General features: G+C 39.3%; 18 protein-coding genes and 1 tRNA gene. 10 read left to right on the forward strand and 9 right to left on the reverse strand.

The annotated features are described in order from the left end of the window. Nucleotides 1–100: 100 nt before the first annotated feature. The 4 genes from tsf to rplM form a co-directional block, all read right to left on the reverse strand. On the reverse strand, nt 101–925 hold the full coding sequence (tsf, locus tag OLM45_RS04430) for a translation elongation factor Ts (RefSeq protein WP_264512299.1): 825 nt from the start codon (nt 923–925) through the stop codon (nt 101–103). Nucleotides 926–1,050: 125 nt separating this feature from the next. Next, entirely contained in the window at nt 1,051–1,839 is a 789-nt protein-coding gene (gene rpsB / locus OLM45_RS04435) for a 30S ribosomal protein S2 (RefSeq protein WP_129460045.1), read from the reverse strand. A 146-nt stretch (nt 1,840–1,985) separates the two neighbouring features. Next, nucleotides 1,986–2,372 carry a 30S ribosomal protein S9 gene (gene rpsI / locus OLM45_RS04440; RefSeq protein WP_073363499.1) on the reverse strand — a complete coding sequence of 129 codons (387 nt, stop codon included), beginning with the start codon at nt 2,370–2,372 and terminating at the stop codon, nt 1,986–1,988. Further along, entirely contained in the window at nt 2,372–2,827 is a 456-nt protein-coding gene (gene rplM, locus OLM45_RS04445) for a 50S ribosomal protein L13 (protein ID WP_073363497.1), read from the reverse strand. Before rplM ends, rpsI begins: the two co-directional genes overlap by 1 nt. A 249-nt stretch (nt 2,828–3,076) precedes the next feature. Between rplM and OLM45_RS04450 the strand changes: the two genes are divergently transcribed. The 4 genes from OLM45_RS04450 (at nt 3,077) to OLM45_RS04465 (ending at nt 7,201) form a co-directional block, all read left to right on the forward strand. Further along, entirely contained in the window at nt 3,077–4,099 is a 1,023-nt protein-coding gene (locus OLM45_RS04450) for a LacI family DNA-binding transcriptional regulator (protein WP_264512301.1), read from the forward strand. A 5-nt stretch (nt 4,100–4,104) separates the two neighbouring features. Further along, nucleotides 4,105–4,620, forward strand: a complete 516-nt coding sequence (locus tag OLM45_RS04455) for an ankyrin repeat domain-containing protein (RefSeq protein WP_129460043.1) — start codon at nt 4,105–4,107, stop codon at nt 4,618–4,620. Between the two features lie 11 nt (nt 4,621–4,631). Beyond that, a complete protein-coding gene (locus OLM45_RS04460) occupies nt 4,632–5,390 on the forward strand; it encodes a T9SS type A sorting domain-containing protein (protein ID WP_264512303.1) in 759 nt (252 codons plus the stop codon). A 143-nt stretch (nt 5,391–5,533) separates the two neighbouring features. Next, nucleotides 5,534–7,201, forward strand: coding sequence for a T9SS type A sorting domain-containing protein (locus tag OLM45_RS04465; protein ID WP_264512305.1), 1,668 nt, complete (start codon nt 5,534–5,536; stop codon nt 7,199–7,201). A gap of 124 nt (nt 7,202–7,325) precedes the next feature. Here the strand turns inward: OLM45_RS04465 and polA are convergent, their stop codons facing one another. Continuing rightward, entirely contained in the window at nt 7,326–10,172 is a 2,847-nt protein-coding gene (gene polA, locus OLM45_RS04470) for a DNA polymerase I (RefSeq protein ID WP_264512307.1), read from the reverse strand. A gap of 128 nt (nt 10,173–10,300) precedes the next feature. Here polA and OLM45_RS04475 point away from each other — a divergent pair, with 128 nt between their 5' ends. Both OLM45_RS04475 and OLM45_RS04480 read left to right on the forward strand, forming a co-directional pair. After that, the gene (locus OLM45_RS04475; RefSeq protein WP_264512309.1) at nt 10,301–11,548 is read left to right on the forward strand and encodes a metallophosphoesterase; all 1,248 of its coding nucleotides are present in this window, start codon (nt 10,301–10,303) and stop codon (nt 11,546–11,548) included. Between the two features lie 75 nt (nt 11,549–11,623). Beyond that, entirely contained in the window at nt 11,624–11,920 is a 297-nt protein-coding gene (locus OLM45_RS04480; protein WP_129460034.1) for a thioredoxin family protein, read from the forward strand. Here the strand turns inward: OLM45_RS04480 and OLM45_RS04485 are convergent. Beyond that, nucleotides 11,917–12,555, reverse strand: a complete 639-nt coding sequence (locus tag OLM45_RS04485; RefSeq protein WP_264512311.1) for a polysaccharide deacetylase family protein — start codon at nt 12,553–12,555, stop codon at nt 11,917–11,919. The genes OLM45_RS04480 and OLM45_RS04485 overlap by 4 nt on opposite strands. A 44-nt stretch (nt 12,556–12,599) precedes the next feature. Further along, entirely contained in the window at nt 12,600–15,803 is a 3,204-nt protein-coding gene (locus tag OLM45_RS04490; RefSeq protein ID WP_264512313.1) for a DUF2723 domain-containing protein, read from the reverse strand. Nucleotides 15,804–16,008: 205 nt separating this feature from the next. Between OLM45_RS04490 and OLM45_RS04495 the strand changes: the two genes are divergently transcribed. Continuing rightward, a tRNA-Gln gene (locus OLM45_RS04495) sits at nt 16,009–16,079 on the forward strand. An 87-nt stretch (nt 16,080–16,166) separates the two neighbouring features. Here the strand turns inward: OLM45_RS04495 and OLM45_RS04500 are convergent. Continuing rightward, a complete protein-coding gene (locus OLM45_RS04500) occupies nt 16,167–16,991 on the reverse strand; it encodes a universal stress protein (protein WP_264512315.1) in 825 nt (274 codons plus the stop codon). Between the two features lie 164 nt (nt 16,992–17,155). Between OLM45_RS04500 and rimP the strand changes: the two genes are divergently transcribed. From rimP to infB, 3 genes are read left to right on the forward strand one after another with little or no spacing between them, the layout of a single operon-like run. Continuing rightward, nucleotides 17,156–17,623 (forward strand): ribosome assembly cofactor RimP, encoded by a 468-nt coding sequence (rimP, locus tag OLM45_RS04505; RefSeq protein ID WP_129460030.1) that lies wholly within the window; start codon nt 17,156–17,158, stop codon nt 17,621–17,623. Nucleotides 17,624–17,635: 12 nt separating this feature from the next. Continuing rightward, a complete protein-coding gene (gene nusA / locus OLM45_RS04510) occupies nt 17,636–18,877 on the forward strand; it encodes a transcription termination factor NusA (protein ID WP_264512317.1) in 1,242 nt (413 codons plus the stop codon). Between the two features lie 40 nt (nt 18,878–18,917). Beyond that, nucleotides 18,918–21,635 carry a translation initiation factor IF-2 gene (infB, locus tag OLM45_RS04515; RefSeq protein WP_264512319.1) on the forward strand — a complete coding sequence of 906 codons (2,718 nt, stop codon included), beginning with the start codon at nt 18,918–18,920 and terminating at the stop codon, nt 21,633–21,635. Nucleotides 21,636–21,677: 42 nt separating this feature from the next. Here infB and OLM45_RS04520 read toward each other — a convergent pair whose 3' ends face one another. Continuing rightward, nucleotides 21,678–22,070 carry an SPOR domain-containing protein gene (locus OLM45_RS04520; protein WP_264512321.1) on the reverse strand — a complete coding sequence of 131 codons (393 nt, stop codon included), beginning with the start codon at nt 22,068–22,070 and terminating at the stop codon, nt 21,678–21,680. Nucleotides 22,071–22,109 lie beyond the last annotated feature (39 nt).

Consider the following 22,109-nt stretch of genomic DNA (forward strand, 5'->3'; position numbering starts at 1 on the left):
AACCGGAAGGCAGTGGATAAAGACACGATTACGTCTGCTCCAAAAAACAAAAAACCCGATACAAGAGCATCGGGTTTTTTTATTTCAAGTGAATTTAGAATTAACCTAAAGCCGCTCTTTTGAATCCGGTTACAGTTAAACCAGCATCTACTGATTTTACGTAAGCGCTTACACTCATTGAGCTGTCTTTGATATAATCTTGGTTAACCAACGTGTTGTCTTTGAAGAAACGGTTGATTTTTCCTTTTGCGATATTGTCTAACATTGCTTCTGGTTTTCCTTCAGCACGCAATTGGTCTTTTGCAATTTCAATTTCTTTTTCGATGATAGAAGCATCCACTCCTTCTTCGTTCAAAGCGATTGGATTCATTGCAGCCGCTTGCATAGCTACGTTACGAGCTGCTTCATCAGCACCAGCAACGTTAGCAGACAAAGCTACTAAAGTAGCGATTTTGTTACCCGCGTGGATATAAGAATTCACGAAAGCACCATTTAAACGCTCGAAAGAACCGATTTCGATTTTTTCACCGATAACTCCGGTTTGCTCGATTAATTTTTCTGCTACAGTGATTCCGTTGAAGTCAGCTGCCAATAACGCTTCTTTCGTATCGAAGTTCAATGCTAAAGCAGCTAATTCTTGTGCTAATTTCACGAAACCTTCGTTTTTACCAACGAAGTCAGTTTCACAGTTCAACGAGATGATAGCTCCTGAAGTGCTTTCTGCATTTACAGCAGCGATAACAGCACCTTCAGTCGATTCACGATCCGAACGGTTAGCAGCAACTTTTTGTCCTTTTTTACGAAGGATTTCGATTGCTTTGTCAAAATCACCTTCAGCTTCTACCAAGGCTTTTTTACAGTCCATCATACCCGCACCGGTGATGGTTCTTAGTTTGTTTACGTCAGACGCAGTAATAGTTGACATTTCTTTTTATTTTTTTGATTAAAAAATTCGTTTAAAAAATCAAATTCCAATTTCGAGATTCCAAACTCCGGGTAACTAAATACCGAGGGAATTTGGAATCCTTCCATTGGAATTTAGTGTTTTATTTATTCTTCAGCTGCTGCTTCAGTAGCCTCTGGAGCTACAGTTGCTTCCACTGTTTCCGCTGTTTCCACTTCTGGAGTTTCATCAGCTTCTTTTTCATTAGTACGGTTTGCTAATCCGTCTTGAACGGCAGCAGTTACTAATGAAAGGATTTTTTCGATGGATTTAGAAGCATCATCGTTGGCAGGGATTACATACTCAGCCTGACGAGGGTCAGAGTTTGTATCTACCATTGCAAATACTGGAATGTTTAATTTGTGAGCTTCTTTTACTGCGATATGCTCTGCTTTAATATCTACTACGAACAAAGCTGCAGGCAGTCTCGACATGTCAGCGATAGAACCTAAGTTCTTCTCTAACTTTGCACGAAGACGATCGATTTGTAATTTTTCTTTTTTAGACAAAGTGTTGAACGTACCGTCTTTCTTCATACGATCGATAGTAGCCATTTTTTTAACAGCTTTACGGATAGTTACGAAGTTAGTCAACATACCACCTGGCCATCTTTCAGTGATGTAAGGCATGTTTACAGCCGCTGCTTTTTCAGCTACGATGTCTTTTGCTTGTTTTTTGGTAGCTACGAATAAGATCTTTCTACCGGATGCAGCGATTTTTTTCAAAGCTTCGTTAGCTTCTTCAATTTTAGCTGCAGTTTTGTAAAGGTTAATGATGTGGATACCATTACGCTCCATGTAAATGTACGGAGCCATGTTGGGGTCCCACTTACGAGTCATGTGTCCGAAGTGAACACCAGCCTCTAGTAATTCTTTAACGTCTATTTTATTTGCCATCTTTTTAATAGTTTACGTTCCGTTGATTAGCAATTATCGGGCTTTTGAGGGCTTTTTGGGATAATTTAGATGCTAAACTAACTTCCTTTGACGAAAAGGAATAACGGCAACAGATTAATTTCAAACTTAAGTGAACGAAAATCGGATTAACGTTTCGAGAATTGGAATCTCTTACGTGCTTTTTTCTGACCGAATTTCTTACGTTCTACCATTCTTGGATCACGAGTTAGTAATCCTTCTGGTTTTAGGATAGCTCTGTTCTCAGCTTCAACTTCGCACATAGCACGAGCAATCGCCATACGTACAGCCTCTGCTTGACCTGTTGAACCTCCACCGTACACGTTAATTTTAACGTCAAAGTTAGAAGCGTTATCAGTCATTGCTAAAGGTTGTAATACTTTGTATTGCAACGTAGCTGTTGGGAAGTAGTTTTCGAACTCTCTTTTGTTTACCGTGATTTTACCTGTTCCTTCAGAAACGTAAACACGGGCCACAGCGGTCTTTCTACGACCAATTTTGTGAATTGTTCCCATTACTTCAAATCGTTTAAGTTAACGGTTTTTGGTGTTTGAGCAGCATGTTTGTGCTCAGCGCCAACGTATACATTCAAATTGCGGAATAATTGCGCACCTAATTTGTTTTTAGGTAACATTCCTTTGATAGCTTTCTCCACCATGATCGCAGGGTTTTTGCGGTACATTTCTTTGGCAGATAAGCTTCTTTGACCACCTGGATAACCGGTATGGCGGATGTATGTTTTATCCTCCATCTTGTTACCAGTCAGGTTGATTTTTTCAGCGTTGATAACGATTACGTTATCACCACAATCAACGTGCGGGGTATAACTTGGTTTGTATTTACCTCTCAATAGCATGGCTACTTTTGAAGCTAAACGACCTAAGTTATGACCTTCAGCGTCTACAACAATCCACTGCTTGTCTGCAGTAGCTTTGTTGGCTGAAACTGTCTTGTAGCTTAATGTGTTCACAGTAATTAATTTTAATTAAACATTCCATTCCCAATTAAGGGAGTGCAAAAGTACAATTTATTCTCATATATCCAAATGCTAACTTTTAATTATTTTTTTGATTCTTAAAAAATTGGCTCTTAGTGTGCTAAATCCATTTGTGAGGTGCTGTGTTTACTTTTTGTTCACCACTTTTTTAACCTTTAAATAACACGACAACGAAAATTTCGTGATTATTTTCGTAATTTTACTTCCGATAAGCACAATTCCATGAAATCAAAAGCTACTTTAAAACAAATTGCCAAAGAATTAGGTGTTTCCGTTTCTACTGTTTCCAAAGCCTTGAATGACAGTCCGGAAATCAGTGAGCCCACCAAACAACGGGTGCAGGAGTATGCCAAGCTGAAAAATTACAAGCCCAATGCGATTGGATTGAATTTGAAAAACCGTTCGACCAAAACCATTGGTGTAATTATTCCGAATATATTGAACTCGTTCTTTGCGAAAGTGTTTACCGGTATCGAAAAGGTAGCTGATGAAAAAGGGTACAAAGTAATGACCTATATATCGAATGAATCCTTAGATAAAGAAGTAACCGCTTTAGAGATGTTGAGCAATGGTGCGATTGATGGATTTATTTTGTCGGTTTCGGAAGAAGCGCAGAAGTTGCACCAGTTTGATCATTTCAAAACCATTATCAATGAAGGGACGCCGATTGTGATGTTTGACCGTATCGCAGAAGAAGTGAATTGCGATAAGGTGATTGTGGATGATTTTGATTCGGCGGTCAATGCGACGCGTCATTTGGTAAAAACGGGTTGCAAGCGCATAGCTTTGTTTTCGGCGATTGCCAATTTAAGTGTAGCGAAGTTACGTGCCGACGGTTTTCGTAAAGCCATGGCAGATGCGGGTTTAACTGTCGATGAAGATATTGTGATATTATCCGATTCCAATGAGGATTTTGATAAAAAAGTTGCAGGTTTCTTTGATAGTAAAAAAGTGGATGCCGTGTTTGCTTTGGACGAACATGCATCTGTGACGACCATGAAATTGGGAATCACCAAAGGATTGCGTATTCCAGACGAACTTTCGGTGATTGGTTTTGCAGATGGGGTTTGGTCCCGTCGCATGACGCCTAGTTTGTCAACCGTGAGTCAGCACGGCCCTGAAATAGGGGAAGTGGCTACACGCTTATTAATTGAACGATTAGAAAAAAAAGAAGAGCACTACAAAGCCAAGACGGTTGTTGTGGCCACCGAATTGCGTCAGCGCGACTCGGTAAAAAAACTTTAGTATAGATGAAAGGATTGATTTTCGCCTTAATAAGTTCCGTTTCGATTTGGGCCCAAAGCACACCCGATGTTTTTGAAATTGCACGCAAAGGAACCGAAAATCAGGCCAAAGAAGCCTTGCTTCAAAACAAAAACTGTTTTAATCTCGTAAATAGTGAAGGATTCACTCCGTTGATTCTGGCTTGTTATAAAGGGAATATCCCTGTAGCAAAGTGCATCATCGCATCAGGAGTAGCCATCAATTACAATTCGCCCATGGGTTCGGCCCTAATGGCAGCTACCGTAAAAGGGAATTTGGAGTTGGTGAACTTATTATTGACCCATCAAGCGGATCCCAATTTGGCCGACGACCAAGGGAACACCGCATTGATTTATGCAGCGATGTTTCAAAATGTGGAAATAGTCAAACTATTGCTTTCCCATGGCGCCCATCGCGATGCCAAAGACGAAAAAGGACAAACCGCCTTTGAGCATGCTGTAAAAACAGGAAATGAGCAACTAATACAATTACTAAAACACTAAAAAAAACAAAAATGAAAAAGACTACTTTACTTTTACTTGCTTTACCCTTGCTGGGTATCGCGCAGTCCAAGGGAACAAATCCGATCAGTGTGCAAAATCTCAATGCTGGAATGGTATTGAACAACGACACACAAACAGTCACGTTAACGATGGTAGGTCCGTCGGATCGATGGATTGCCATTCAATATGGGCAGTTTACAGGCGGTATGCAGAACGGATCGGACATGGCTTATTTTAACGGAACAACCTTAGTGGATGGTCGTATGAACGGGTCTGGACAAACCCCTTCAGCCGATGCGCAAAACAATTGGACAGTTACCCAAAATACAGTTAACAGTGGTGTTCGAACATTGATTGCCACGCGACCGTTTGATTCGCCCGATGCAACAGATTATGATTTTAACTACGCCGATCAAACGATTGCAATCGGTTTGGCGCGAGCCAACGGGGCTTCTTTTACGCTTTCTAATCATGGAACAGCAAATCGCATCATGAACACAACTTTAGGATTTACAAATTTGGGAACAACTGAGCTCGTGAAAGAAACTACCCGTGTTTATCCCAATCCGTCTCAAGGTAATGTTACCATTAGTTCGGAATCTGACATTCAATCAGTAGCTATATATCAATTGAATGGAGCATTGGTGCGAACAATCCGACCTGAAACCGCAAGCACCCAATTGGAGGTTTCTGGTTTATCAACGGGAAGTTATTTGCTCGAAATTCAGTCCAATTCAGAAAAGATTTGGAAAAAAATAGTGGTGGAATAAATTACATAACCTTGTTAAAATAAATAGATTGACGACTCTCATTTTTGAGAGTCGTTTTTTTATTGTTGGAAAAAAATAGGAATAGAAATAAAGTAATAAGTTGTAAATTAGTGGCCTATATACCTAACTACAAAGAACAAATTATGAAAAAAACACTACTTTTCTTTTCTTCCATTACAGCAGTATTGATGGGTTTGATGCCCATACATGCACAAAATTTACAAACCATGCCCGTGCAAGCCGGTTTTAATGCCGACGTTGTTGCGAATGGTATTGGGAGTTCGGCCTTATCAACTTCAGCCGATGTGGATGGCGTGAATTACAATTTTGTAGCCCGTGATTTCCAATTGACATCTACTAGTGCTGCTTTGACGTATGGTTTACCAACCAACGGTTTAATTACTAGTGCAGTGGCATCACCAGCTGGATTAACCTATCAGTTGGCATCGTACAGTGCCAACAATGCTTTGCGTTTGCAAAACACCAATGATTCGGGAACTTTGGTTTTTACCACACCCTTAGCCGCGGTAAATTTATACATGTTGGCCACTTCAGGAAGTGGAGCTTCCACGGTTAGTGTTACTGTAAACTATGTGGATACCACTACAGAAACCTTTACCAATTTGAGTTTATCCGATTGGTATGGAGGGGCCAATTTTGCGATTACAGCATTGGGTCGTATCAACCGTACCAATGATGTTTTAGAAACCGGAGGAGGAAATAATCCAAGACTGTATCAAATTCCGATCGCTATATCTGCAGCCAATCAATCCAAATTGATTCAAAGCGTTACCATTACAAAAACAGGTACCGGTGGAATACCCAATATTATGGCTTTTTCAGCCAATGCCTACACTTCTTGTTCTGGCCCAACAAACATTTCCTATGTGTCTTCTAATGATGGAGGAACCTTAAGTTGGACGGCGCCGGCTAGTGCCCCTTCTTCGGGGTATGAGTATTATTACAGTACTTCCGCAACACCTCCAAACGATACGACTATACCTTCAGGAAGTGTCGCTGCAGGAGTGACATCAGTAACCTTAACCGGGTTACCTTTAGGAACAACCTACTATTTTTGGGTGCGATCCAATTGTGGTAGTACACAAGGATTCTGGCAATTGAAAGTATTTACTACGGGTCAAATTGTTGTGACTTACACCAATGGCGATATCAACACAGAATATTCAACGGGGCCAACGCTTACCAGTACGACCGCTTGTCCAGGTACACTTACTGTTAATGTTCCAGCGGGCTATTATATCGCTTCAACAGATGTGGCCTACACCATGACTACAGCCAGTAACGGATGGATGAGTGAACAACGCTCGTTATTAGTTTGTACTACAAATAATACGACAGAAGCAGCCATCACTTCGGGTGTAGGAGGAACTACTGGAACGTACACTTACAACCGTACAGGTTTAGGTTTGGCTAATAATTTAACGGGTGCGGTGAATTTTGAATTGCGTGCTTGGCGCACTTACGGTGGATCTGCCTGTAATGCCGATTATAATCGTGTAGATAATAATTCTTGGAAAGTTACCGTTACCTTGACCCAAAATATGGGATTAAATGAGGCAGCATCTACAAAAGTGAATGTTTATCCTGTACCTTTTACTTCCGTTTTACATTTGACCAATGCCACCGAAATTCAATCGGTTACGTTTGCAGATACAACGGGTAAAATCATTCGTACTGTTGAAGCACCACAAGATTCGGTTAATCTATCTGATTTACAATCAGGGTTGTATTTGGTATCCATGCAAATGATTGATGGTTCTGTTCAATATACAAAGGTCATTAAAGAATAATTCAAAAGTTGAATCATAAAAAATGGGTCTTTTGGGACCCATTTTTTTATGCTTTTTACTGAAATTTAATCATTTCCCACTGATCGCTACATACTGATCAGTGACCACTGATCACTACATGCTGTTAATGCGCCTCCAGCCAATCCATACCATACCCAATTTCAACTTCCAGCGGTACGGCCATTTGAAAGGCGTTTTCCATTTCGTGTTTAATGAGCGGTTGAATGCGTTCTAATTCTGATTTGTGGACATCAAATACCAATTCGTCATGGACTTGCAATAACATTTTGGATTGCCAGTTGTCGGTTTTCAATTTTCGGTGAATGTTGATCATGGCAATTTTGATAATGTCGGCAGCCGAACCTTGAATGGGTGCATTCACAGCATTGCGTTCTGCCGCACCTCGTACCACTGCATTGGCCGAATTGATGTCTTTTAAATAACGCCGGCGACCCGAAATGGTTTCTACAAATCCGTTTTCACGGGCAAAATCAACTTGGTTTTGCATGTAGGATTTCAATTTCGGATAGGTTTGGTAATAGGCGTCGATTAAAGCGGCACTTTCGCTCCGACTCAAATTCGTTTGGTTGGATAATCCAAAAGCAGAAACCCCATAAATGATTCCGAAGTTGACCGTTTTGGCATTGCTTCGTTGTTCTTTGGTCACTTCTTCTAGAGCGACATTGAATACTTTGGCTGCCGTACTTCTGTGAATATCTTCGTTATTTTGAAATGCTTTAATCATGTTTTCTTCACCGCTCAAAGCCGCAATGATACGCAATTCAATTTGTGAGTAGTCGGCAGAAAGTAGCACGTAATCTTCATTTTTAGCCACAAACGCTTTCCGAATTTGGCGTCCGCGTTCGGTACGGATGGGAATATTTTGCAAGTTAGGGTTGTTCGAACTCAAGCGTCCCGTAGCAGCTACCGTTTGCATATAGTCCGTATGAACGCGTAGGGTTTTTGGGTCAACTTGATTCGGTAAGGCATCCACATAGGTGCTTTGTAATTTGACCAATTGGCGCCATTCTAATATATCCCGAACAATTTGGTGTTCGTTGGCTAAATAGCTTAACACTTCTTCACCCGTAGCATATTGACCAGTTTTCGTTTTCTTTTGTTTGCTGCCGCCAATTTTTAGTTTGTCAAACAACACATCGCCCAATTGTTTAGGAGACGCAAGGTTGAAGGTTTCACCAGCCGCTTCGTATATTTTTTGTTCCAAGGCTTTTACCTCTACAGCCATATCCGTCGACATGTTTTTGAGGTAATCGACATCGAGACGAATTCCTTCACGTTCCATATCGGCGAGGACTTGCACGAGCGGAATTTCGATTTCGTCAAAAAGTTTTTTGGTGCCCACCCGTTCCAGAATGGGTTGGAAATGTTCTTTCAATTGGAAGGTAATGTCGGCATCTTCAGCCGCATATTCTTTGATGGCTTCCAGCGGCACATCCCGCATGGACAATTGATTTTTCCCTTTTTTCCCAATCAATGTTTCGATGGATTGGGGAGAATACTGCAAATAGGTTTCACTCAACACGTCCATATTGTGGCGCATGTCGGGGTTTATCAAGTAATGCGCAATCATGGTGTCGAAGACCTTTCCTTGAATCGATACACCATAATTGGCCAATATTTTTAAATCGTATTTTATGTTTTGACCAATTTTTTCAATGGTTTCATTTTCAAAAAAGGGTCGAAATTTATCAACCAAAGTCTGCGCTTCATCGCGGTTTTCAGGAACAGGAACATAAAAAGCCTTTCCTTTTTCCCAAGCAAATGACATACCTACGAGTTCGGCCACATTGGCATCAATTCCTGTAGTTTCGGTATCAAAACAAACCGAAGATTGATTCAACATATTTTGCAACAATAATTTTACAGGTAAATCGCCTTGCACGATTTGGTAAAAATGGGAAGTTGTTGCTAAAGTTGCATAGTTGGAAAATGTTGGTGCATCTTCTTCATCGACAAAACCAAACAAGTCCATTTGGTTTTCAGGTGCTTTTTTGGCAGGCGCTTTTTTGGCAACCGGCGTTGAACCTGTTGCCGCTGTTGTAGTGTCGATTTCGTCGTATTCTTTTCCGCTACCAAAGAGTTTGTCAAATTGTGTCTTCATCTGACGGAATTCCAATTCTTGAAACAGTGCATCGGTTTTTTCAATATCGGGTCGTGTGAGTTCGAAGGAATCTTCATCAAATTCAACGGGACAGTCGAGTAGGATAGTGGCGAGTTTTTTAGAAAGAATCCCTTGTTCCTTGTTGGCTTCAATTTTTTCTTTCAGTGCTCCTTTTAACTTGTCGGTATTGGCCAAAAGATTTTCCATGGAGCCGAATTCAGCCAACAGTTTTTTGGCGGTTTTTTCACCTACGCCAGGGAGTCCGGGAATATTATCCACCGCATCGCCCATCATTCCTAGGAAATCGATGACTTGAAGCGGGTCGGTGATTTCAAATTTTTGTTTGACTTCTTCCACGCCCCAGATTTCGATATCGTTCCCCATTCGAGCGGGACGGTACATGAAAATATTTTCAGAAACCAATTGTCCAAAGTCCTTATCGGGAGTGACCATGTAGACTTTGTAGCCTTTTTGCTCTGCTTTTTTGGCTAATGTTCCAATCAAATCGTCGGCTTCAAATCCGGCTTTTTCAATAATCGGAATGTGCATTGCATTTAACAACGCTTGAATATAAGGCACGGCAATTTTGATGGCTTCAGGGGTTTCGTCACGGTTGGCTTTATAGTCGGTAAACATTTCCAAACGGTAATCGCTGCCTCCTTTATCAAAAGCTACGGCCAAATGATCGGGTTTTTCGCGTTTAATCACATCCATTAGGGAGTTCATAAACCCCATAATGGCTGAGGTGTCCATTCCTTTGGAGTTGATGCGCGGGTTTTTGATAAAAGCGTAATACCCACGAAAAATAAGCGCGTAGGCATCGAGCAGAAATAATCGTTTTTGTGACATGAATTTCTTTTTTTCAAAAATAGTAAACTTATTCACGTGGCGTTTCGAAAACCCGTATTCCGGTTAAAATTTCCTTAAATTTGAATCGCAAAGCGGGAAGTCCGATAATTTTGCACTTTATTTTAATTATGAAAACTCGATTTTTAATCGTTCTAACTATACTGCTTGCCGTTGTTGCTTTAGTAGAAGTGTATACGTTTCAAGTAGTGAAAACCGTATTCAAACCACGCTGGGTTCATTGGAGTTATGTGTTGCTGTCGGTTTTGGTATACGGCATCTTTTTTTATAATCTTCTCACTTTTGATCGAAAAGTTGGTCAAACGCAAGCCACATTAATGGCGACCGGATTGTTCTTGTTGTTTACGGTTCCCAAATTATTGATTGTTCCGGTGCTGTTTTTTGAAGATGTCATCCGTGTATTTATTTGGATTAAAGACTTAATTGGTAATTCGGATTCGAGTCCGGTGACTTTTACCGAGCGAAGAAAATTTGTAAGTCAAATTGCTCTTGGGATTGCGGCGGTTCCGTTTTTGTCTCTTTTCTATGGAATGACAAAAGGGAAATACAATTTTAAAGTTCGAAAAGAAACCCTGTATTTTCCAGATTTACCAAATGAATTTGACGGATTTACACTCACACAAATCTCCGATATTCACAGTGGGAGTTTTGATGATGCCGAGAAAATTCAGCATGCCATCGATTTAATCAATGTACAAGAATCCGATTTGTTATTGTTTACGGGTGACATTGTAAACAATCATGCCGATGAAATGGAACCGTGGATTGCGATGTTCAAATCCATTCGTCCGCATTCGTTTGGTAAATTTTCCGTTTTAGGAAATCACGATTATGGTGAATATTTGGATTGGGATTCTCCGAAAGAAAAAGAGCAAAATTTTCAAAACATTAAAGATTTACACCAAAAAATTGACTTTAAGTTGTTGCTGAATGAACATGTCAAATTGCAGAAAGACGCGGCTTCTTTAGCAATAGTTGGTGTTGAAAATTGGGGTGTAAAATTTAAAAAAGCAGGCGATTTGGCCAAAGCAGGTGCGGGATTAACGGCTGAAGATTTTAAGATTCTAATGTCGCATGACCCCAGTCATTGGGATGTAGAAGTCAAGAATCATCCCGATCATTATCAGCTTACTTTATCAGGTCACACCCATGGGTTTCAATTCGGTATCGAAATTCCAGGTTGGTTAAAATGGAGTCCGGTGAAATATGTCTACAATCAATGGGCAGGATTGTATGAAAATGCCAGTCGGTACATTTACGTCAATCGCGGATTTGGTTTCCATGCCTATCCCGGTCGCGTAGGAATTATGCCTGAAATTACGGTAATTGAACTAAAAAAAGGCAAGAGTGTCGCATAATTTGTTAAAAATACTACATTTGTATTCTAATTTTTCTTTACTTTGAGTAGAGAACCCTAAAAACCGATTGATTATATGTCGAAATTTGGAGAACTTATCAATGCGCAAGTGCCGGTTTTGATTGACTTTTATACCGAATGGAATGAGTCATCAGTATCGATGCATCCCGTGATTCGCGATGTAGCTGCCGCGTTAGGCGATAAGGCAAAGGTGATCAAAATTGATGTAGATAAAAATCAAGAATTAGCAGAAGCGCTTCGTATTAAAGGTTTGCCTACGTTGATGATTTACAAAAATGGTCAAATGGTTTGGAGACAATCGGGTGAGTTGGACGCCAATTCGCTCATTAATATTGTCAACGACCAACTTTAGATCAGACTTTCGCTACGAAACCCGTTTTCATTAAGATATTGTAAAGCCTTGGGCAATACCACTTTCAGGTTGCCGAAGGCTTTTTTGCTATCATGGAAAACGATAATACTTCCCGATTCTACATTTTTAGTTATAGTGTTCAGGCAAAATTCGGGACTTTTAGTAGTATCCCAATCGTAAGTGATAATGTCCCACATGATTATTTTAAACCCTATTTTGCGTAAAGCTCTTACTTGGCCAGGTTTCAATTTTCCATACGGTGGACGAAAAAGTACAGGTGATACACCAAGGGTGTTTTTGATTTGTTGGGCGCCTAATTCTGTATTGGCAATGTAAGCATCGGTATTTTTTTGCCATCCATTCCAATGGTTGAACGTGTGGTTTCCGATGGTGTGGCCTTCTTTGAGAATGTTTTGAGCCGTTTCAGGATATTTGCGAATATTGTCACCAATCAGAAAAAAAGTCGCTTTAAAATGATATTTCGCCAATTCCTCCAGAACCCAATCCGTGATTTCTGGTGTTGGGCCATCGTCAAAGGTAAGGTACACCACTTTTTCCGTATTGGGTACTTCCCAAATCAGGTTTGAAAAAATGCGTTTCACCCAGCGAGGTGTTTTTATCCAAAGTAGATTCATTATTCAAATGTAAAAAAAAGTGCCCCGTTTGGAGCACTTTTCATTTATTCTGTTGGTCGGTTAAACAACCCTTTGAAGCGGTTATTATAACTGTTGAACGTTGGACGTTGTTTGTTGTATTCGTCGATATCACCATTTTTCTTCATGGTTTTAAGTAGACTGCGGTAGCGTTCAATCGCTGAGATGATATCGGTAGCCATAAATGTTTTGTCGTTAACACTAAAAGTGCTGTAATACAACAATTCCTGTTGGTATTTACCGATTAATCGATTGGCCAATTCACGCGCTTTTTGTTTTTCATTCACTTTATAGTACCCGTTTACAAATGGCTCTAAAGTCAGGTAATAACCGTAATAATCCAAAGGCATTTTATCCAGCGCTAAAGCAATGATGTTTTTCGCTTCTTTTGTTTTGCCTTCTGCGATTAATTGATCCATGGTACGCGACATATTACCACGGTAGGAAATACAATTGCGTCGAGTTTCTGGGTCGTGATAAATAGAAGTCAATTCACCATTGCCCCATTTCCAATTCATAATCAATTGATACATTTTATCGGTGTCAATTTGGCCCATATCGGGATAATTGTCTTCGTTTACAGGGGTTTTAATGGGAACTAATTTGTACACCATTCCGTCCAATTGTAGATAATCTTTCATCCACAAATAATCGTCATCCCCAAAACTACCAGGGCTGAAATAAATTGGGCGTTTCCAGTTGTTGTTGCGCAATATATCCAACATGATCAAGCGATTTTTATACAATGCACCCCCTTTGATGTCTACATCAATGTAAGGCACGATAGAATCACTTTGTTTCGCATTCACGATTTTGTGTTTCAAAATGGACGCTTTATCGATAGGGATTCGGACTTTATTCGTTGGGAAAAAGTGAAGACGGTGACCGTTTTGCATTTCGATAGTCGTAATCGTGTCTTCGCTTTTTGCAAATTCTAAGAAATCATTGAGGTTCCAACGGTTCTCCGTTTGTTTGTGGAATAAAATAACATCGCGGTTATCGGCTACAATTTGGTTGTGGGTAAACGAAATAGGTAATCCGTCAGAATCATAAACCTTTTGCTTCATTTGATCAATGTACCAATCGGTCATTAACAAACTGGTGTTTACGATGCGCACATCGGTTCGGTAACCTTCAATTTCTTGCGCATACCAAAGCGGGAAGGTGTCGTTATCACCAATGGTAAATAATATGGCGTTCTTATCACAAGAATCCAAATAATTTTTAGCCATTGCAATAGCGGTATAACGGTTGGAACGGTCGTGGTCATCCCAATTTTGAGCCGCCATAAGAACTGGTGAAGCCAGTAAGGAAAGGCTCAATGAAGCAATTGCAGCAGTTTTGGCATTGATTTTCTCTGCTAAAAGTTCGTACAAGGCATACACCCCAAATCCGACCCATAAAGCGAAAACATAGAATGAACCTACCAGCGCATAATCCCGTTCACGAGGTTCAAACGGACGTTCATTAAGATAAATTTTCAAAGCCAACCCGGTGAATAGGAACAAGGCCAATACCACATAAAACGATTTTAAATCACGTTGTGCGTGGTATAAGAAACCGAGTAAACCTAAAAAGAAGGGAAGAAAATAATAGAAGTTTCTTCCTTTGTTGTTTTTCACATCATCGGGTAAATTGTCTTGTGAGCCCACATGCATTTCATCAATCGCTTTGATGCCGCTCATCCAGTTGCCATCCAAGGCGTCATAGCGACCTTGGTTATCATTTTGTCGACCTACAAAGTTCCAAAGTAAATAACGGCCATACATATACCCAAATTGGTATTCAACCATAAAACTGATGTTGCTCCAAAAGCTTGGTTTTTCAACGTCAAGGTATTCGCTGTAGTATTTTATGAAGTTAATGTAATCGTCATTGTCCAATTGTTTTTGGTTGTAGGCTTGACGAAAAGCAGCTACCTCTTCCACTAGTTTTTCACTATCGGCATATTCGGGTTTGATTTTAAAATTGGGCACTCCTACAAAATTCACATAGCCTTTCACATTGTCATTGCTCCATAAACGAGGCAAAATAGCACGGTGTTTACTGTTAGAGTTCTGTTCGGCGTCTTTGTAGTTGTTGACAATTACATATTTGCCCGTTTTAAGGTCTCTTTCGTAGTTCGGACTCTTATCCAAATACGGTTGTTCTTCATCAGCACCTGCAAACATGTCGGTATATTGTGGTCCGTAGAATAAAGGGTTGACACCATATTGCTCTCGGTTGTAATACGCCAAAACTTCAGCCGCATCGGAAGGGTTATTTTCGTTAATCGGTGTATTTGCATTGGCGCGAAGAGGCAACATAATCCAAGTGGAGAATCCAATTAAGACAAAAAGTACACACAGTAAACCCGTGTTTACAGCCGCTAGATTTTTTTGTTGGGTATAGCGTAAGCCAAAATAGAAAAGACCTATAATTAATAGGAAAGCGAAAATCGTACCTGAATTAAAAGGTAAACCAAAGGTGTTTACCATAAATATTTCCGTTTTCGCAAAGAAAGCAAGAGTATAGGGTAATAATAATTTGAAGATAAACAACAAGATGGCAATGATGATAACATTGGCCAAAATGAAATTCTTTATTGTGATTTTTGGATAATTTTTAAAATAATACAAGAAGCCAATAGAAGGTAAGGTAAGTAAGGCCATAAAGTGGACACCAAAGGTGAGTCCGATGATCAAACTAATCAATATAAGCCATTTATTCCCTTTTGGGGTATGCATTTCTTGTTCCCAGCGTAATCCCAACCACAAGAGTAATGCAATCATGAACATGGCCATGGCATACACTTCTGCCTCAACGGCATTGAACCAAAAACTATCCGAAAACGTAAAGGTTAAAGCTCCAATAAAAGAAGATCCTAAAATTACTTTAGTATTGGTGTCGTTCAATTCGCTGTAGGAACCTACCACTTTACGCAATAGAATGGTAGAAGACCAAAACATGAATAAAATAGTAAAGGCGCTTGAAAATACGGACATCATGTTTACCATCAAGGCGATGGTTTCTTTACTAAACGAGAACATGGCAAAAAATGCGCCCAACATTTGGAACAAAGGCGCTCCGGGTGGGTGGCCAACTTCAAGATTGGCAGCAGTAGCAATATACTCTCCACAATCCCAAAAACTCATGGTGGGTTCTACAGTCAGACTATAGGTCAGTAGGGCAATTCCGAAGGCGGACCATCCCATAATGGTATTCCACTTTTTAAAGTCGAAAGGCGTCATAAATTGGCTTTAGTATTAATGATGCAAAGAAACTATTTTTTTGCGTATTGGTCTATCGGTTAACAAAAAATTCTAAAAAACTGATTTACACAAGTTCAACTAACGCAAGCCCAATGTTTTTAGTGTAAAGGCGAAATATTTTGGCAAAAAATATTTAAAACACTTGCTTTAAATAAAAAATGTATTAAATTTGCACCCGCAATAATGGTCTATGGTGTAACGGTAACACTACTGATTTTGGTTCAGTCATTCAAGGTTCGAATCCTTGTAGACCAACAGAAAGCCCGACAGAAATGTCGGGCTTTTTTGTTTTTGTCAATAAAAAAAGCCTCCGAAGAGGCTTATGTGTATAAAGTCTATAATTTAGATTTTAAACGTTACTACAGGTCGTGTCGCGTGATTTACTAAATCTTCACTGATGCTTCCGTTGAAAAAGTGAGCTAATCCTTTTCTTCCGTGGGTGCTCATACCAATCAAATCAGCATTGATGCTGTTGGCAAAGTTTAAAATTCCTTTTTCAACATTGGTCTCGTTATAAATATGTGTTTCATATTTGTTAACCTGGAAGCCACTTACAAAATTGTCAATAGTAGCTTGTGAAGTAGCAGTGGATTTAAAGTTGTTGGGAGTGTTAATCATTACTAAGTGTAAAGTGGCTCCAAATTTATTGGCAAACTCAACCGCTTTGCTAAATGGTTTTTTAGCTTCTTCAGCAAAATCAGAGGCAAAAACAAATTTGTCTACATTGAATTCACCTTGTTCTTTTTTGATGATTAAAACGGGCACTTCAGAATTACGCACTACTTTCTCTGCGTTCGATCCGATAAACATTTCTTTGTACCCACTGGCACCATGTGAACCCATCACAATCAAGTCAACGTCGTTTAGTCGGCTAATGTTTAAAATGCCTTCAAAAGCCATTTCAAATTGAATTACTTCGGATACCTTAATGCCTTCTAAGTAGTCAGCGTCCATTAATTCTTCTAATTTATTGATAGCAGCATTTTTGAAAAACATTAATTCAGGGATATCGTGACCTGTGCTAATTGCGTCGCTACCTTCGTGAGGCAATTCCAACATGTGTAATAAGATGATTTCACCGTTGTTTTTACGGGCAATTTGCGCAGCTACTTTTAATGCATATTCGGCATGGTCTGAAAAATCCGTTGGGATAAGAATTTTTTTCATTGTAAGAATAATTATATAATGTTCATTTATTTCTACCCTAAAGGTACAAAAAATTAATCATCTGTAAGTGTTTTTTTAAAATAAAAAATTGCTATATTTGCACCGTTATTTAACAAATGATGAATAATGAGGGAAGCAATGCTTCCCTCTTTTTATACCGAATTATGACCTTTAAGGAAAAAGTAATGCAACTTTTGGAGGCTGGATTGGCTGAAAAACCGGAGTTGTTTTTGATAGATGTTTCGATTTCAGATAGTTACAAAATTAGTGTAACTTTGGACGGTGACAATGGTGTTTCGTTGCAAGATTGTATGGATATCAGTCGAGCGGTTGAACACAATTTGGATCGCGAGGAACAAGATTTTTCTTTGGATGTTGCCTCAGCAGGTGTGGGTTCGCCCTTAAAATTGGTTCGCCAATACAAAAAAAACATCGGTCGACCTTTAATTGTTAAAACCGTCTCAGGTGAAAAAATTGAAGCGGACTTGCAATCGGTGGATGAAGAAAAAATAACCTTAACCTGGACGGCGCGTGAGCCCAAGCAAATTGGAAAAGGAAAAGAAACGGTAACCAAAGTGTTGGATTTACCTTATACAGAAATTAAAGAAGCAATTGTTACAATAAAATTTTAATACATCAATATAATGGAAAATATTGCCTTAATCGAATCATTTTCTGAATTTAAAGATGACAAGTTGATTGATCGCGTTACGCTGATGGCCATCCTAGAAGATGTTTTTCGTAATGCCTTGAAAAAGAAATACGGTTCAGATGATAATTTTGACATCATTATCAACCCTGATAAGGGAGATATGGAGATTTGGAGAAACCGTGTCGTGGTTGCTGATGGAGAGGTAGAAGATCCCAACTCACAAATCGAACTTTCAGAAGCACGTCGTATTGAGCCCGACTTTGAAGTAGGTGAAGATGTTTCGGAAGAGGTTAAATTAATTGATTTAGGTCGTCGTGCCATTTTGGCTTTGCGTCAGAATTTGATTTCAAAGATTCACGAACACGATAACACCAATTTATACAAACAGTTCAAAGATATCATCGGCGAAATTTACACGGCTGAGGTGCACCACGTTCGCCCAAAAGTTGTAATTTTAGTGGATGATGATGGTAATGAAATTGTATTGCCAAAAGAAAAACAGATTCCTTCTGACTTTTTCCGCAAAGGAGATAATGTAAAAGGAATTATCGAAAATGTAGAATTGAAAGGCAATAAACCACAAATTGTGATGTCGCGTACATCTGAAAAGTTCTTGGAAAAATTATTTGAACAAGAAATTCCAGAGGTTTTCGACGGATTAATCATGATTAAGAAAGTGGTTCGTATTCCGGGTGAAAAAGCAAAAGTAGCGGTAGATTCTTATGACGATCGTATTGATCCTGTAGGGGCATGTGTGGGGATGAAAGGTTCTCGCATTCACGGAATTGTTCGTGAATTAGGAAACGAAAATATCGATGTGATTAATTTCACTACTAATCCATCTTTATTGATTTCAAGAGCCTTGAGTCCGGCTAAAGTTTCTTCCATTAAATTAAATGAAGAAACAAAATCTGCCGAAGTATTTTTAAAATTAGAAGAAGTTTCCAAAGCGATTGGTCGTGGCGGACAAAATATTAAATTAGCAAGTCAATTAACCGGTTTCGAATTGGATGTCATTCGTGAAGGTAACGTTGCTGAAGATGATGATGTTGAATTGACTGAATTCTCAGACGAAATCGATGGTTGGATCATCGATGAATTTGCTAAAATTGGTTTGGATACGGCAAAAAGTATCTTGAAACAAGAAGTAGCAGATTTAGCGCGTCGTACGGATTTAGAAGAAGAAACCATTATCGAGGTAATGCGTATTTTAAAAGAAGAGTTTGAAGACTAATTGCTTGCTCAAAACAAAGAACAGAACTTAATAACACTATATGTCTGACGAAAGAAATATTAGAATTAATAAAGTTTTACGAGAATTAAACATTTCTCTGGATCGCGCTGTGGATTTTTTGAAAGAAAAAGGAATTTCTATTGATTCCAATCCGAACGCGAAGATCTCTGAGAAAGAGGTTGATATTCTTCAAAATCAATTTGCAGGTGACCGCGGAAACAAGGAAGCTTCCAAAGGGGTAAGTGAAGAAATCCGTAAAGAAAAAGAAGCCTTGCGTCTGGAGCGTGAGCGCGAAATTGAAGAGAAAAGAAAACAGGAAGAAGAACGTCAGAAGCAGGAAGTTATTAAGGCTAAAGCTGTTGTAAGCGGTCCCAAAGCAATTGGTAAAATTGAATTGGAATCCAAATCTGTTCCCGCTCCTGAGACTGAAGCGCCTAAGGCGGTTGAAACAGAAAAGGTAGCTGAAACGCCTAAAGTAGATGTTGCACCCGTAGTTACGCCTCCAGCAGTAACAACCACAGAAGATGGAAAAGAGGAGCAATACAAAACCATTTACACTAAGTTAACCGGTCCTGTGGTTGCTGGTGAAAAAATTGACTTGACAAAATTTGAAAAGCCTAAAAAGAAAAAAGAAGAAGGTAATTCAAATAATAACAACGATAGTCAAAATAAAAATAAACGCAAACGCATTCAAGCCAAACCAGATGCTAAACCCGGCACTCCTGGAAATAACCAAGGTGGAAACTCCAATAATAATAACAGAAATGGAGGTCCAGGGAATAATAAATTTGGGAATAAACCTGGCTTCCAAAAAGGGGGTAATCGCCAAGCTGTAGTTCAAAAAGTTGAGCCAACAGAAGAGGAAGTTAAAAACCAAATTAAAGAAACCTTGGAGCGTCTTCAAGGGAAAGGAAATAAATCCAAAGCGGCCAAATACCGACGCGAGAAACGAGATACACACCGTCAGCGTTCAGAAGATGAAATGCAGGCAATGGAAGAAGGTAGCAAAGTCTTAAAAGTTACTGAATTCGTTACTGTTGGTGAAATTGCTAGCATGATGGATGTGCCAATTACCAAAGTAATTGGAACGTGTATGTCTTTGGGAATCATGGTAACCATGAACCAACGTTTAGATGCAGAAACACTTTCAATCGTTGCAGATGAGTTTGGATATGAAGTGGATTTTGTAACCGCTGAAATCGAAGAATCAATCAAGGTTGTAGAAGATACGGAAGAAGATTTAGTACCAAGAGCACCTATTGTTACCGTAATGGGTCACGTTGACCACGGTAAGACTTCCTTGTTGGATAATATTCGTAAAACAAATGTTATCGCAGGTGAATCGGGAGGAATTACCCAACACATTGGTGCTTATGCTGTAACTTTAGAGAATGGAAAGAAAATCGCATTCTTAGATACACCAGGTCACGAGGCATTTACCGCGATGCGTGCACGTGGTGCTCAAGTGACAGACGTAGCAGTAATCGTTTGTGCTGCCGACGATGACATCATGCCGCAAACCAAAGAAGCGATTAGTCACGCACAAGCTGCCGGAGTACCGATGGTTTTTGCAATCAATAAAGTGGATAAACCTGCTGCAAATCCAGAGCGCATAAAAGAGCAATTGGCGCAAATGAATTTGTTAGTGGAAGACTGGGGTGGAAAATACCAATCCCATGAAATTTCGGCTAAGTTTGGTCAAGGTGTAAATGAGCTTTTAGAAAAAGTATTGTTAGAAGCTGAAATTTTAGATTTAAAAGCAAATCCAAACAAACCCGCTATCGGAACCGTTGTGGAAGCACAATTGGATAAAGGTAGAGGATATGTATCTACTGTGTTGGTACAGGCCGGTACTTTACGAGTGGGCGATTACGTTTTAGCCGGTAAAAACCACGGTAAAGTAAAAGCTATGTATGATGAACGTGGACATAGTATTAAAGAAGCAGGTCCGTCAACGCCAATTTCAATTTTAGGATTGGATGGTGCGCCAACGGCAGGGGATAAATTCAATGTGTTTGAAGATGAACGTGAGGCGAAACAAATTGCAGCGAAACGCACACAGTTAATTCGTGAACAATCGGTTCGTACACAGAAACACATTACGTTGGCCGAAATTGGTCGTCGTATAGCATTGGGTCAGTTTAAAGAATTAAATATTATTTTGAAAGGGGACGTGGATGGTTCAGTTGAAGCGCTTTCGGATTCCTTCTCTAAATTGTCAACCGAAGAAATTCAAATCAACATTATCCTTAAAGGAGTTGGTGCCATTACAGAATCGGACGTTATGTTGGCTTCTGCATCGGATGCGATTATCATCGGGTTTAACGTACGACCTGCGGGAAGTGCAAAACAATTAGCCGAAAAAGAAGAAATTGATATCCGTCATTATTCGATCATCTATGATGCAATCGACGATTTGAAAGATGCGATGGAAGGTATGTTGTCTCCTGAATTAAAAGAAGAGATTACTGGTACAGCTGAAATCCGTGAAACGTTCAAAATTTCTAAAGTAGGAACTATTGCAGGTTGTATGATTACAGACGGTAAAGTGTTTAGAAATTCTAAAATTCGTTTAATTCGTGAAGGAGTGGTTATTTACACAGGTGAGTTAACAGCTTTAAAACGCTTCAAAGATGATGTGAAAGAAGTTTCGAAAGGATACGATTGTGGTATTCAAATTAAAAACTACAATGACATTCAGTTGAATGATGTGATTGAAGCTTTCCACGAAGTTGAAGTCAAAAAGAAATTGAAATAATACAAATAAAAACCCCGATCCATCGGGGTTTTTTTATGCTTACTAGCCTTTGTTTGGTTGGATAACTAAAGCGTTGGGATACTTTTTCTTGAGAAAAATTAAATTGCGTTCTGCTTCAATGCGAGATTTAAAATTACCTACCCATACTTTGTAAGCGGGTGTATAAAAAACTATGGTTGCATCGTATTGATTGTTCTCTTTTTTGAACTGAGCTAAGACTTTTTTAGATTCTTCACTAGTACCATTGAAAATCTGAATTTTATACCGATTATTGACGGTTATGGCTGCATTGATTTTTCGTTTTTCAGCCATTAATTGATCAATTTTAGGGTCTTGATTTACAGTTACATTTTGACTGGAAATTGTGTTAAAATTGAAAAAAAATAAGGTATAAAATCCGACTTTAAAAAGTAATTTTTGATTTAAAAATCTCATAATCTTTTGATTTTTATGCAAATGTAAGGGTATACATTT

The organism is Flavobacterium sp. N1719 (genome assembly GCF_025947045.1).
Lineage (GTDB): Bacteria > Bacteroidota > Bacteroidia > Flavobacteriales > Flavobacteriaceae > Flavobacterium > Flavobacterium stagni.

What these genes read in the sequence shown, in the direction of transcription:
- tsf (WP_264512299.1), bottom strand. Translation starts at nt 925, where the DNA reads ATGTCAACTATTACTGCGTCTGACGTAAACAAACTAAGAACCATCACC.
- rpsB (WP_129460045.1), bottom strand. Translation starts at nt 1,839, where the DNA reads ATGGCAAATAAAATAGACGTTAAAGAATTACTAGAGGCTGGTGTTCAC.
- rpsI (WP_073363499.1), bottom strand. Translation starts at nt 2,372, where the DNA reads ATGGGAACAATTCACAAAATTGGTCGTAGAAAGACCGCTGTGGCCCGT.
- OLM45_RS04450 (WP_264512301.1), top strand. Translation starts at nt 3,077, where the DNA reads ATGAAATCAAAAGCTACTTTAAAACAAATTGCCAAAGAATTAGGTGTT.
- OLM45_RS04455 (WP_129460043.1), top strand. Translation starts at nt 4,105, where the DNA reads ATGAAAGGATTGATTTTCGCCTTAATAAGTTCCGTTTCGATTTGGGCC.
- OLM45_RS04460 (WP_264512303.1), top strand. Translation starts at nt 4,632, where the DNA reads ATGAAAAAGACTACTTTACTTTTACTTGCTTTACCCTTGCTGGGTATC.
- OLM45_RS04465 (WP_264512305.1), top strand. Translation starts at nt 5,534, where the DNA reads ATGAAAAAAACACTACTTTTCTTTTCTTCCATTACAGCAGTATTGATG.
- polA (WP_264512307.1), bottom strand. Translation starts at nt 10,172, where the DNA reads ATGTCACAAAAACGATTATTTCTGCTCGATGCCTACGCGCTTATTTTT.
- OLM45_RS04475 (WP_264512309.1), top strand. Translation starts at nt 10,301, where the DNA reads ATGAAAACTCGATTTTTAATCGTTCTAACTATACTGCTTGCCGTTGTT.
- OLM45_RS04480 (WP_129460034.1), top strand. Translation starts at nt 11,624, where the DNA reads ATGTCGAAATTTGGAGAACTTATCAATGCGCAAGTGCCGGTTTTGATT.
- OLM45_RS04485 (WP_264512311.1), bottom strand. Translation starts at nt 12,555, where the DNA reads ATGAATCTACTTTGGATAAAAACACCTCGCTGGGTGAAACGCATTTTT.
- OLM45_RS04490 (WP_264512313.1), bottom strand. Translation starts at nt 15,803, where the DNA reads ATGACGCCTTTCGACTTTAAAAAGTGGAATACCATTATGGGATGGTCC.
- OLM45_RS04500 (WP_264512315.1), bottom strand. Translation starts at nt 16,991, where the DNA reads ATGAAAAAAATTCTTATCCCAACGGATTTTTCAGACCATGCCGAATAT.
- rimP (WP_129460030.1), top strand. Translation starts at nt 17,156, where the DNA reads ATGACCTTTAAGGAAAAAGTAATGCAACTTTTGGAGGCTGGATTGGCT.
- nusA (WP_264512317.1), top strand. Translation starts at nt 17,636, where the DNA reads ATGGAAAATATTGCCTTAATCGAATCATTTTCTGAATTTAAAGATGAC.
- infB (WP_264512319.1), top strand. Translation starts at nt 18,918, where the DNA reads ATGTCTGACGAAAGAAATATTAGAATTAATAAAGTTTTACGAGAATTA.
- OLM45_RS04520 (WP_264512321.1), bottom strand. Translation starts at nt 22,070, where the DNA reads ATGAGATTTTTAAATCAAAAATTACTTTTTAAAGTCGGATTTTATACC.